Here is an 11,981-nt window from a genome sequence, read left to right on the forward strand (position 1 = left end):
GAACGAAGGGGCGTTACAGCCCCTTCAGCCAGTCGGAGATGCGCTCACCGACCCGATAGGATTCATCCGGGCTAAGAATATCCCCGGCCAGAACGTGGTTGTAAGGATCGATGTTCTTGCCCGGCGCGATCCGCATATAATCGATCTCTCCGCCCCAATCGGTCATCCGGTCGCGCATCACATCGGACCGCACGACTTCATCGGCCGAGGAGTAGATGACCAGTGCGGGAATGTTTGCCTTCGACAGATCAGCCCTAGCCAGACGATCGACGCTCGCCTGCATCGGGATCGCTGCCACGGTCGGGTAGCGCTCGGTCCAGTAACGGCCTTGGGCCGCGTTGACCGGCTCGAAAGAGCGCTCTTCCCCCGCAATGAGCGAGAGCCAAAGATGGGACAGTGGCCAGGTGAGGAGCGCAGCGACAGGATTCTGCGGTTTGAAATTGGGCGAGACCATAACCAGCGCGTCGAGAAACTCGGCGCTGGGGGCTTCGGTCGCCGCGATGGCCGCCAGCGTGCCGCCGGTCGAGGTGGAAATCACCGCCACCCTCTCGCCAATCCGCCGTCCGACAGCCAGAGCTTCAGCCACGTCGCGCCCCCAATCATCCGCCGTTGCCTCTGCCATGGCGTCGCCGTCGCGGCCATGCCCCCGCAGCCGCGCATAATAGAGGTTCGCTCTCAGATTTTGCGCGACACGGTCTGGCACCGGGCGGATCTCCTCAGACGTGGCCGAAAAGCCATGGAGATAGATGACCGCCCAGTCGGTCTTTTTCCCCGTCCCCTCGGCCCAGAGGATCCGTTTGGAGACGCCACCGATCATGTCATCATATCGCCGCTCTTCCTGCGCCAGGTAGCTGTCGAGATCCGAGGCCAGTTCGATCCCATTTGGATCCGGAATTGGTCCCATGGTTGGGCGCGGAAGTACGAACCACGCGACCGCACCAAGAACGATCAGAAGCAGCAAAACCCGGCGGATCAAGCGCATGACAGAACCTCTTCGATGGTGGTCTCGATAATCGAGAGGCACTCGGGCGAGGAGAAGCTGTGATCGGCATCTTTGACCAGCGTCAGGCGCACATCGCCGGTCAGATGGTCAAGGAGCTTCAGCGCCGTTTCACGCGATACGTCCGCATCCGCCGTGCCTTGCAGGAGCCGCACCGGCCCGACCTCGCGCACGGGGCTGCGCAGAACGAGGTTCTCGCGGCCATCTTCAATAAGGTGCCGGGTGATGATGATCGGTTCACCATAGTCGGACGGCACGGCAATCTGGCCTTCCTGCTCGACCGTCGCACGCTGGGCGTCCGATAATCGCGGCCAGATGCTGTCCTCGGTGAAATCCGGCGCCGCTGCGATGCCCACGAGCCCCACCACACGGTCAATCTGACGCAGCGCGAGAAGCGAAATCCAGCCGCCCATGGAGGACCCCACCAGCACCACTGGCCCTTCGGTCAGCGCCTTGATCGCCTCAACCGCGTCCTCGGCCCAATCGCCGATGCAGCCGTCCTCGAACCGCTCCGAGCTTTGTCCATGCCCCGAATAGTCGAAGCGCAGGAAAGCCTGTCCGCGCGATCTCGCCCAGCCCTCCAGATGGACGGCCTTGGTGCCTGTCATATCGGACTTGAAGCCGCCCAGAAACACAACCCACGGGCCTTGCCCTTCGCTGCGGTGATACGCGATGCGCCGTCCGGCGCTCGTCTCGATGAAATCTGCCATAAGGCGAGTTATTCGCGCCTACTCGACCTCGTCAAGCCGCGTGGCGACGAACGCCGCGGCACCTGACATGAGCGTGAACGCGGCGATGGTCACCGCCGGTCCGAACAACGCCGCCAAGGCACCGAACAGGCCTGAGGCCATAAGCACAACGCCGATCACCGTATTCGACACCGCCGTGTATGCTGCACGCTGATCCCCGGGAGCCATATCCACCAGATAGGTCGAGCGCCCTTGTCGCACCCCGTGATAGGCAATCATCAGCGCGAACAGCACAAACGGCAGCGCCCACCAGCTCTGCGTGAGACCAAGCGCGTGGAGGATCAGGGCGACCGCCAGAGCGAGCGCACCGGAAACCCCCGACAGAATGAGAACCCGACGCGACGAGCGGTCCGACATCCGCCCCCAGACGTATGAGCTGAGGAAGGAAGCGGCGGCCGATGCCAGCACCAGCGACCCGAGATGCGAAAACGCACCACCAGCGGGGGTGAGCACCAGCAGGTAGGGCGGCGCCAGCGCGGTCGCTGTCAGGAGGCCCCGCGTCCAGATAAAGAGCCGAAGCTGCCGGTCTTCGGTCAGGAGGCGCAATTGCTGCCACGGTGTTTTCGCGGCGGTGCCGGGTTCCGGGTCTTCGGCGATGGTGAGAAAGATCGCCCCCGCGCCGATCCACAGGACCCCGGCCAGCGCAATCGCGCCGATGACCAACGCCGCACGTCCCTCTCCTGCCACCGTCAGCATTAACGCAAAGACGATGACGCCCACAGAGGCGACCGAGGCGGCGCTGCCGGTCACGGCACCGCGCCGCGACTGGCCGACGGTCTTGCCCAGCACGTCCTTATAGCTGACCGAACAAACCGAGCGCGCGGTGGCCAGCACCGCCAGCGCCCCGCAGATCAGCACACCTGCCGTGGCTCCGGACGTGGTCAGCGCCGCCAGAACGATGACGAGGCAAGCCAGCCCCTGAACGATGGATCCCAGCGCCCAGGCCCATTTGCGCTCGGACATCCCGTGGATCAGAGGCGCGGTGAAGAGTTGCGGCAAGAGCGCGAGGCTCTCGCGAATCGGAACCAGCAACCCGACAAATCCTGCACCGGCCCCCAAATGAGTCAGCAGCCAGGACAGGACCAGCTTGGGGTCCAGCAACCCGTCTGCGACCTTTGTCATCGTCAGGGACGTCACGTGCCGTGTGAATGACGCAGGCTCGACCCTGGCGGCTGCCGGGCTCAGCCCGCCCGGCCCCGTGCTGCCCCGCGTCAGCCGCCCGAATATCGCTTTATCTGTTTGCGTTACCGCCATTTCGACGCCTCCCCCGCCCAGCAGATAGCACAGGCGGGCCGGACGCCAATGCGCGGTTGACACCTCCGCGCGCGCACGCCAATGCATCTCCATATCTTGCAACCGGGCGTTTCGTAGGCGCCAAACAGACGAGGAGATGGCCCATGGCCCAGATTTCCCTGACCCTTCCCGACGGCAATGCGCGCAGCTTTGATGCCGGCGTGACCCCTGCCGAGGTCGCAGAATCTATCTCCAAGTCCCTGTCTAAAAAGGCGATCTCGGCCACGGTCGATGGCGCCCACTGGGACTTGCAATGGCCGATAGAGCGCGATGCTCAGATTGCCATCCACACCATGGATGATGACGCGCAGGCCTATGAGCTTATCCGCCACGATCTCGCCCACATCATGGCCCGCGCCGTGCAGGAAATCTGGCCCGACGTGAAGGTCACCATCGGCCCGGTGATCAAGGATGGCTGGTACTATGATTTCGACCGGCAAGAGCCCTTCACCCCCGAGGATCTGGGACAGATCGAGGCGAAGATGAAAGAGATCATCGCCGCCCGCGACCCCGTCCGCACCGAGGTCTGGGAGCGCGACCGCGCCATCGCCCATTACGAGGCCAATGGGGAACCCTATAAGGTCGAACTTATCGACGCGATCCCCGGCGACGAGCCTCTGCGCATGTACTGGCACGGCGAATGGCAGGATCTCTGCCGCGGGCCGCATCTCCAGCACACGGGTCAGGTCCAGCCGGACGCGTTCAAGCTTATGTCCGTCGCGGGTGCCTACTGGCGCGGCGACAGCGACCGGGCCATGCTCCAGCGGATCTATGGCGTCGCGTTCAAGAACAAGAAGGAACTGAACGCCCATCTGACCATGCTGGAAGAGGCCGCCAAGCGCGACCACCGGCGTCTGGGCCGTGAGATGGACCTGTTCCACATGCAGGAAGAGGCACCCGGGCAGATCTTCTGGCACCCGAATGGCTGGACCATCTACACCGCGCTTCAGGATTATATGCGCCGCCAGCAGCGTGCCCATGGCTATGTGGAGGTGAACACCCCGCAGGTCGTGGACCGCAAGCTCTGGGAAGCCTCCGGCCACTGGGAAAAGTATCAGGAGCACATGTTCATCGTCGAAGTGGACGAAGACCATGCCCGCGAAAAGGCGGTAAATGCGCTCAAGCCCATGAACTGTCCTTGCCACGTGCAGGTCTATAATCAGGGCCTGAAATCCTATCGCGACCTGCCGATCAGGATGGCGGAATTTGGCGCGTGTAATCGGTACGAGCCCTCCGGCGCGCTGCACGGCATCATGCGGGTGCGCGGGTTCACCCAGGATGACGCGCATATCTTCTGCGAAGAGACCGAGATCGAGGCTGAGACGAAGAAATTCATCGAGATGCTCGCAGCGGTCTATCGCGATCTGGGATTCGAGAGCTTTCGGGTGAAATTTTCCGACCGCCCTGAGATGCGCGCGGGTACGGATGAGACCTGGGACAAGGCCGAATCGGCGCTGCGCCTCGCAACCGAGGCCGCGGGCTACGACTTTGAGCTGAACCCTGGCGAAGGCGCGTTTTACGGGCCGAAGCTGGAATTCGTGCTGACCGACGCCATCGGCCGTGACTGGCAATGCGGCACCCTTCAGGTCGATTTCGTCCTGCCCGAGCGCCTCGATGCCACCTATGTGGGCGCCGACAGCGCGAAGCACCGCCCGGTGATGCTGCACCGCGCGATCCTCGGGTCGTTCGAGCGGTTCCTCGGCATCCTGATCGAGGACAGCGCCGGACGCCTGCCCCTCTGGCTCGCCCCGCGTCAGGTTGTGGTGACCACGATCATCTCGGACGCTGACGATTACGCGCTGGAGGTCGCCGAGACACTGCGCAAGGCCGGGATCCGGGCCGAGACCGATCTGCGGAATGAGAAGATCAACTATAAAGTGCGCGAACACTCTCTGGCAAAAGTCCCCCTGATCCTCGCGGTCGGTGCCCGCGAAGTCGAGGAACGGACCGTGTCTGTGCGTCGTCTCGGCGACAAGCACCAGAAGGTGCAGAGCCTTGACGAGGTGGTCGCGATGCTCGTGACAGAAAGCACCCCGCCGGATCTGCGCTGAACTCAGGGCAGGAGCGCGGCCTTCGTGGCGGCGCTCCACCCCAGATGTAACGCACCGTCATCTGCCTCGATAACCGGCCGTTTCATCACGGTCGGGTGAGCGGAGATAAGCTCCCTGACCGGCATGAGCCGTTCATTTTCTGTAAGCTGACGCCATGTCGTCGACCGCCGATTCACCAGCGCGTCACCGAACTCCTGCGAAAAAAGGTCTATTTTCCCGGCGGGTAGCGGCTCTGCTCTCACGTCATGAAGGCTGATGTTGACACCAGCATTTTGCAAATCTTTCAGCGCCTTGCGGCAGGTATCACAGGTCTTGATTCCGTAGAGCCTCATGTGGCGCGGTCCTTGTGTCACAAAACGATCACTTGATTTTAACCCCGGCTTCACACAGTGTAAAAGTGTCAATCTTTCTATACACGGCGACCGCTCCTCGGAGCAGCCCCATCTAGAAGAACTTGGCTGCACCTACGCCGCATCGCGCGGCTTTCTATACGGAGACTACGGTAATGCCTACCGGAACTGTTAAGTGGTTCAACACGACCAAAGGTTATGGATTCATCGCCCCCGACACGGGCGGAAAAGATGTGTTCGTGCACATCTCTGCGGTTGAGCGTGCGGGCCTCACCGGCCTCGCAGACAATCAAAAGGTGAGCTACGAGCTGATTGCTGGCCGTGATGGTCGCGAATCGGCCGGGGACATCGAGACCCTCTGAGGCTCAGACGATCCAAACGAAAAGCCCGGCAGATCGCCGGGCTTTTTTATTTATGCATCGGGCGCTTAGCCCATCTGCTCAGCCGGCCATGTGCACCGAAAGGTCAGCCCATCCTCGCGCCATGAGAACTCTGGCTTCCCGCTAAACGTCGTCCGAGTCATGTTCTGCAGCACAACGAAACCAAAGCCGTTCGTCTTCTCAGGCTGAACGATCGCTTGGGGACAAACTTCATGCCATTCCAGCAACAGATCGTTCTCGTCGCGCTCGAGGTCCAACCCCAGATGAAGCCTCACCTCGCCACCATCCATCGACAGAGCGCCATATTTGATCGCGTTCGTCATCAACTCATTGAGACATAAGGACAGCGTTTGCGCAGCCCCGTCATTCAGCGCAAAGCCATCCAGTTCCAGATGCATCCGCTCATCATCCATCACCGGGGCCAGCACTTGCAGCGCGAGCTCGCCTGTCGAGGGCGGGTTTGAGGGGCGTTGAAGCAGATCATTCAGCGCCTTCAGGGCGTCGAGTCTCGCGAGAAAATTATCGCGGAGCGCATCTTTGTCGGCAGCACTTGCACAGGACATACGAAACAGGGACTGAACAACCGTAAGTAGATTTTTAACCCGGTGGGACATTTCCCCGGCGACCAGCTCGGAATTTTCCTCATTCGCCTTGCGGCGCGTCACATCATAGCTCGTGCCATAGGCAATTGGATGGCCATCCGCTCCTATTTCAACCGAGCCTCGGGAATTGAGCCAGACCACGCGTCCACTTCCGGGGCGGACAATGCGGTAATCGAAGTCAAAATCCCTGTGCGTCTCGATGGTCTCTTGCAAGATCAGTCGCAGGGCCGAGATATCATCAGGGTGAACCCGGTTCAGGTGATGCTCGAAATGCACCCGATGTTCATCGCTGGGCGCGCCAAACAGCCGAAGCGCGACACTGTCCAGATGCAGCATCAACGTGTTGAGGTTCATGCTCCACCGACCAACATGGTCCAGTTCGGCAATTCTCTCGACTGAAGGTATCTTTTCCGCCGCTTCACTCGACAGCATCACTGTTCCCCTTAACCGGGCCTCTCACTGCCCTCGCTAATTTTATTAGCGCGTGTTATCGCAAACACGAATAAGTTGCAAATCACAAAGCATGTCAGCGATTTTTTGCGTCGAGCACCTCCTGTAACTCCCGCCATTCCCGCGCACTGAGACCGCTGGTCTCCTGCGTCACCGCCTCACCCGCCAGCATACGGCGGACGACATCCATGCCAGTTCTGGAGAGCTGCACCCCGCCCAGGCGATACTCCTCAAAGGCTCCATATGCCAGCGGCACCCAGTCACGCACAATGTCACACATGGCTTCGGCATAGACGCGGATCTCGTACTGCGCGTGCGAATCTGCGCGCAGGCGCAGGAAGTGGAACAGATTGTGCAGGTCAGTCTTCCAGTACCACTGGGTATAGATATTGGCGGGCAAGTTCATCCGCGCGAGTTCCCGCGCCAGACCCTTTTGCCCGTCCTGACTCAGCATGTCCTCGTAATGGTCATAGGCAGTCGTGGCATCCTGTCGCAGCACGTCCAGCACGCGCTGCGCTTCTTCTCCCTCCAGGATCTCGCCCCGACCCTGATTGTTCTGAGTCGACTGCGCGGCGAGTTGCTCCGGCGCAGGAATATAGAACTCCCGGTCGAGCACAGAATACCGCGCCGAATACTCGTTCACATTGGCCGTGCGATGCCGGATCCACTGACGCGCCACAAAGACCGGCAGCTTCACATGCAGCTTGATCTCGCACATCTCGAACGGGGTCGAATGCCAGTGGCGCATCAAATAGCGGATGAGCCCCTCATCATTGGACACGGCCTTCGTTCCGCGCCCGTAGGAGACCCGCGCGGCCTGAGTGATCGCCGCGTCGTCGCCCATGTAATCCACCACGCGAACGAAGCCGTGATCTAGACAGGGCACCGCCTCATAGAGCCGGGCCTCAAGGCCTGCCACCGTCGCGCGACGGGTGGTGTTGGAGTGCGCGCGGGCGGCGTCGATCTCGGCCTGCTGGTCGGGGGTCAATGACATGTCTCGGCTCCGTCAGTCTTGAGTCGGCGCGACTGTAAGCGGCAATCGCCCGAGACTCCATCATTGACGCGCCTCTCCCGGCGCGCGATCTCTACTGAACACCACTGGGAGATTTTTATGTCCATCGAATACCTGCACACTATGGTCCGCGTGAAAGATCTGGAGAAATCCATCGCGTTCTACGAGCTCTTGGGGCTCAAGGAACGGCGCCGGACAGAAAACGAGCAGGGCCGCTTCACCCTCGTCTTTCTGTGCCCCCCGGATCAGGATGACGGGCACGCCGATGTGGAACTGACCTATAATTGGGACGGTGACGACGGCCTGCCCTCGGACAGTCGCCATTTCGGTCACCTGGCCTACCGGGTCGATGATATTTACGTTCTGTGTCAAAAGCTTATGGACGCGGGCATCACGATCAACCGACCACCCCGCGACGGGCACATGGCCTTTGTCCGTTCACCCGATAATATCTCAGTAGAACTGTTGCAAAAGGGCGACGCAAAGGAGCCTCAGGAGCCGTGGGCCTCCATGGAAAATACCGGGCACTGGTAAGCCTCGCTCTCGGCCTTTGGGCCACGGGCGGCGCGGCAGAGACGTGCCGGTTGGCGCTGCTGATCGGCATGGATATTTCGTCTTCGGTTGATGCACACGAAGACAGATTGCAGCGGCAGGGCCTGGCGGCCGCCCTGAGGCATCCTGACGTGCAGGAGGCCGCGCTGGCTCTGCCCAACCAGCCGGTTGCGATATCGGTTTTTGAGTGGTCGGGGCGCTGGCAGCAGGACCTGGTTGCCGACTGGCGCCTGATCCGCACTCCGGCCGACCTTGGCCTGTTGGGCGACGATGTCTCAGCGTCCCGTCGCAGTTACGCCGACTTTCCAACAGCGGTCGGATATGCGCTGGGTTACGCGCGCACGAGATTTGATGCGGCGCCAGACTGCCTTTTTCAAACCCTCGATTTGTCTGGGGACGGAAGGAACAACGAAGGCTTCGAACCCGATCTCGCCTATCGCCACTTCGACTTTTCCAACATAACCGTCAATGGATTACCCATTCTCGAAGAGAACAAGGACGTTGAGGTGTATTACACTCAGAAGATCCTCCACGGCCCCGGCGCGTTTGCCGAAGTAGCAGAACGTTTTGAAGATATTGAGCACGCCATGACCCGCAAATTGGTCCGCGAGCTTGGCGTCAGCATCCTCGGGACCCTACGATGAAGTGGATTTGCCTCGCAATATTGGCCCTGGGTACGGCTGCAGATGCTGAGTGTCGGCAAGCACTGGCGCTGGGGCTCGACATCTCCGGTTCGGTGGATGCGCGGGAGTATCGGCTTCAGCTCGACGGGCTGGCGGCAGCACTGATGTCGGATGAGGTTCAATCGGCATTCTTCGCCATCAGGAGCAGCCATGTCGATGTGGCGGTTTATGAATGGTCGGGGCAGCAATCGACGCGGATCACCGTCCCATGGACCGAAGTCACGGCGCCAGATGCGCTGGCAGGGATCGCCACGCGCCTGTCGCAGGCCCGGCGCCCTGCCGCTGACACGACAACCGCACTCGGAGCAGCGATGACCACAGGCGCGACTCTGTTGGCGGAACGCGACTGCTGGCGGCGCGTTCTCGATCTCTCCGGCGACGGGATATCGAATACCGGACCACGGCCCCGCGACATACGCTTGTCAGATTCCGAGCTAACCATAAACGGACTGGTGGTTGCTGCCGAAGGCGCGTCCCAAGCTGACCGGTCGCCTGTCGCAGCTCATGAACTCAGAAGATACTTCGAGGCCGAGGTCATTCGCGGCCCACATTCGTTCGTCGAGACCGCCATCGGCTTTGAAAACTACAGCAACGCGATCAAACGCAAACTTCTCCGCGAATTGCAGGTTCTGGTGATTGGCGACGCCGGCAGAACGGATCAGTAGATGTAGCGGATCTGGTCCGCCCAATATTTTTCGACCCGGCGGAGCCCGAGGTTGACCATCGAAATCGTGTCAAAATCAAGATAGCTGCCATCCTGCAAACCCCTGCCATGGCGCTCGAACAGGTTCCCGACCCGGCGGGCAATATCCCGTCCCTTGTCGGTGACGCTCACGCGGACCGCCCGGCCGTCCATGTCACATCGCTTGTGGTGCATGTAGCCCTGTTCGACCAGCTTCTTCAGGTTGTAGGAGACGTTAGAGCCCTGATAGAAACCACGGCTGCGCAGTTCGCCAGCGGTCACCTCCTGATTGCCAACGTTGAACAGCAACAGGGCTTGAACGGCGTTGATATCATCGATCCCTGAGCGCTCAAATTCATCCTTGAGCAGATCGAGCAACAGACGGTGCAAATGCTCGATCAAGGACAGGGCTGACAGGTATTCCTGCGCAAAGGCCGTCACTTCGGCCGTGGCGATGTGCTTCTGAAAGGTCATGTCAAGTCCACCCGATATTCGAATGACCTGACGGTGCCACTAAAAGCTTAAGGAAACGCTACTCGGACCGCTACCCGCGCGCCTCACGCGCCTGGGCGGCATGAGCGACAGCAAACGCACTGATATCTGCGACCAGCGCGCTGTACTCTGTGGGGGCGGCGTCTTGACCGCTGACCCAGCGGTACAGATCCTGATCGTTCTCAAACATGAACCGCTCGTAGAGAGCCAGCCCCTCATCATCCATTTCGGCCAGCCGGGCTTCGGCATAGCCGCCAAGGATGATGTCCATCTCTTTGATTCCTCTACGAATGGAGCGCAGCCCCAGCTTGCGGAGCATCTGCTCCCGGTCTTCGGTCGTCACTGGCGTTCCATCTCCCGCAGCCGCTTTTCGAGACGGCCCATCCGGTCGGCGGCACGGATCAGCTGGGCCCGCATTTGGCGCAGATCGGCGAGGACGGCGGCGCGATCCATATCGGCCGTGTCCACGGGCGGGGAAATCCCCTCTCCGTCGCCGGTGATCAGCCAAGGCAGAGAGACATTAAGCACACCAGAGAGCATCGACAAGCGGTTGGCGCGCGGTTCTGAGATATCGTTTTCCCACTTCTCCAGCGTGGTCAGCTTGATCCCGAGGCGGCGGCACAGCTCTTCCTGACTCATCCCGACCGCGCGGCGCGCATCCGTCAACCTGTCCCCGAAGGTCGCAGACTCGTCGGAATACCAGTTCTGGGTCTCATCGGCGGGCGCGTCAGTCATCAGTCTCTCCACGGTCAGATCAGGTGTCGGGCATAGGGTAGCGGGTGCCACCCACGCAAACCCCCGGAGCGCGGCGTATCACCGGACAGATGCGACATTGACCGAAGGTTGCGCGACCGCCGGCAGGTCACTCGGGAATCGCAAAGGTCAGGCTCGCCCAAAGACTCTCCCACTGGACATCCATCGCGGCTCGCATCTCCGCGTCGGGTTCGCGCAGGACCACCGAGTCGAGCAGATAGGCGTGGCCCGGCGTCACCGGAACGGTCGCCCTCCCCTCCTGATCAGTCGTCACCGTCTGAATGCTGACGTCACCCAGTTGATCACGCTCGAAAATCTCGACCTGCTCCCCGTCGCGCGGCTCCCCGTCGTAGAACACCTGAACATCGAGCCCGTCCGACATGTCGCCAGTATAGGGGTTTTCCAGCGCCACGATCTCGACCTCCAGCCCCCACACCCGGTCCTCGCCCGCACCGTCGCCAACAGAGACAAGCGATTTACCATAGCGCGTATACCCCTCGGTCACGCCCTCCACCTGTGCGAACCCCCGCTCTGCATGAGCCTCGATCACCCAGTCAGCGGCTTTATGGCGCAGAAAGCTGTCGAACTTGTCCCAACTGTCCCAGGTGAGCTTGTAGTCCTTAGTCACGTGCAGAATAGTGGCAAGGCCGGGCTTGGCTATGGGGACCTCGAGGGCCGGACGATCGCCAAGCTGCATCTCAACGGGGTTTGGGGTATCGCCACCGTTCGTCACGAGGTCGAACCGGCGGAAATTGGCAGGAATGTAGGCGTAGGACGTACCCCGAAATTCTTGGCCTACCTTGATGGCGGCGACGAGGTCTTCGCCGGGAGCGAGGGTGAAATCCTGAGGTTCAATCCAGAACTCATGGGCTGTGGCAGCGCCGGCAAATGCGCTACATGAGACGAGAAATGCGGAGAAAAGGAGCTTCATG

15 protein-coding genes are annotated in these 11,981 nt (G+C 61.1%); 5 read left to right on the plus strand and 10 right to left on the minus strand.

The window, feature by feature from the left end; genetic code table 11:
- Positions 1-13: 13 nt before the first annotated feature.
- From FEV53_RS02490 to FEV53_RS02500, 3 genes are read right to left on the minus strand one after another with little or no spacing between them, the layout of a single operon-like run.
- On the minus strand, positions 14-982 hold the full coding sequence (locus FEV53_RS02490) for an alpha/beta hydrolase (protein WP_142833244.1): 969 nt from the start codon (positions 980-982) through the stop codon (positions 14-16).
- Positions 973-1,710, minus strand: coding sequence for an alpha/beta hydrolase (locus FEV53_RS02495; protein WP_142833245.1), 738 nt, complete (start codon positions 1,708-1,710; stop codon positions 973-975). Before FEV53_RS02495 ends, FEV53_RS02490 begins: the two co-directional genes overlap by 10 nt.
- Before the next feature lie 18 nt (positions 1,711-1,728).
- A complete protein-coding gene (locus FEV53_RS02500) occupies positions 1,729-3,003 on the minus strand; it encodes an MFS transporter (protein WP_142833246.1) in 1,275 nt (424 codons plus the stop codon).
- 143 nt (positions 3,004-3,146) lie between these two features.
- On the opposite strand from FEV53_RS02500, the gene thrS reads away from it, so the two are divergent.
- On the plus strand, positions 3,147-5,093 hold the full coding sequence (gene thrS / locus FEV53_RS02505) for a threonine--tRNA ligase (protein ID WP_142833247.1): 1,947 nt from the start codon (positions 3,147-3,149) through the stop codon (positions 5,091-5,093).
- 2 nt (positions 5,094-5,095) lie between these two features.
- Here the strand turns inward: thrS and FEV53_RS02510 are convergent, their stop codons facing one another.
- A complete protein-coding gene (locus tag FEV53_RS02510; RefSeq protein ID WP_142833248.1) occupies positions 5,096-5,425 on the minus strand; it encodes an arsenate reductase family protein in 330 nt (109 codons plus the stop codon).
- A gap of 173 nt (positions 5,426-5,598) precedes the next feature.
- Here FEV53_RS02510 and FEV53_RS02515 point away from each other — a divergent pair, with 173 nt between their 5' ends.
- Positions 5,599-5,805, plus strand: a complete 207-nt coding sequence (locus FEV53_RS02515) for a cold-shock protein (protein WP_142833249.1) — start codon at positions 5,599-5,601, stop codon at positions 5,803-5,805.
- Positions 5,806-5,870: 65 nt separating this feature from the next.
- On the opposite strand, the gene FEV53_RS02520 is transcribed toward FEV53_RS02515, so the two are convergent.
- On the minus strand, positions 5,871-6,779 hold the full coding sequence (locus FEV53_RS02520) for a sensor histidine kinase (protein ID WP_185962068.1): 909 nt from the start codon (positions 6,777-6,779) through the stop codon (positions 5,871-5,873).
- 172 nt (positions 6,780-6,951) lie between these two features.
- The gene (gene thyX, locus FEV53_RS02525) at positions 6,952-7,869 is read right to left on the minus strand and encodes an FAD-dependent thymidylate synthase (protein ID WP_142833251.1); all 918 of its coding nucleotides are present in this window, start codon (positions 7,867-7,869) and stop codon (positions 6,952-6,954) included.
- A gap of 117 nt (positions 7,870-7,986) precedes the next feature.
- On the opposite strand from thyX, the gene FEV53_RS02530 reads away from it, so the two are divergent.
- Genes FEV53_RS02530 through FEV53_RS02540 form a run of 3 tightly spaced genes read left to right on the plus strand, consistent with a single transcriptional unit; the run spans position 7,987 to position 9,787 of the window.
- Positions 7,987-8,421, plus strand: coding sequence for a VOC family protein (locus FEV53_RS02530; protein ID WP_142833252.1), 435 nt, complete (start codon positions 7,987-7,989; stop codon positions 8,419-8,421).
- Between the two features lie 50 nt (positions 8,422-8,471).
- Positions 8,472-9,083, plus strand: coding sequence for a DUF1194 domain-containing protein (locus FEV53_RS02535; RefSeq protein WP_246100708.1), 612 nt, complete (start codon positions 8,472-8,474; stop codon positions 9,081-9,083).
- Positions 9,080-9,787, plus strand: a complete 708-nt coding sequence (locus FEV53_RS02540; RefSeq protein ID WP_142833254.1) for a DUF1194 domain-containing protein — start codon at positions 9,080-9,082, stop codon at positions 9,785-9,787. The genes FEV53_RS02535 and FEV53_RS02540 overlap by 4 nt, the downstream gene beginning before the upstream one ends.
- On the opposite strand, the gene FEV53_RS02545 is transcribed toward FEV53_RS02540, so the two are convergent.
- The 4 genes from FEV53_RS02545 to FEV53_RS02560 form a co-directional block, all read right to left on the minus strand.
- The gene (locus tag FEV53_RS02545) at positions 9,781-10,278 is read right to left on the minus strand and encodes a helix-turn-helix domain-containing protein (RefSeq protein ID WP_142833255.1); all 498 of its coding nucleotides are present in this window, start codon (positions 10,276-10,278) and stop codon (positions 9,781-9,783) included. The genes FEV53_RS02540 and FEV53_RS02545 overlap by 7 nt on opposite strands.
- A 70-nt stretch (positions 10,279-10,348) precedes the next feature.
- The gene (locus tag FEV53_RS02550) at positions 10,349-10,639 is read right to left on the minus strand and encodes a succinate dehydrogenase assembly factor 2 (protein WP_425465465.1); all 291 of its coding nucleotides are present in this window, start codon (positions 10,637-10,639) and stop codon (positions 10,349-10,351) included.
- Entirely contained in the window at positions 10,636-11,031 is a 396-nt protein-coding gene (locus FEV53_RS02555) for a helix-turn-helix domain-containing protein (RefSeq protein ID WP_142833256.1), read from the minus strand. The genes FEV53_RS02550 and FEV53_RS02555 overlap by 4 nt, the downstream gene beginning before the upstream one ends.
- A 127-nt stretch (positions 11,032-11,158) precedes the next feature.
- Positions 11,159-11,980 (minus strand): DUF4198 domain-containing protein, encoded by an 822-nt coding sequence (locus FEV53_RS02560; RefSeq protein ID WP_142833257.1) that lies wholly within the window; start codon positions 11,978-11,980, stop codon positions 11,159-11,161.
- Position 11,981 lies beyond the last annotated feature (1 nt).

It is taken from the genome of Palleronia caenipelagi, assembly GCF_007004065.1.
GTDB classification, from domain to species: domain Bacteria; phylum Pseudomonadota; class Alphaproteobacteria; order Rhodobacterales; family Rhodobacteraceae; genus Palleronia; species Palleronia caenipelagi.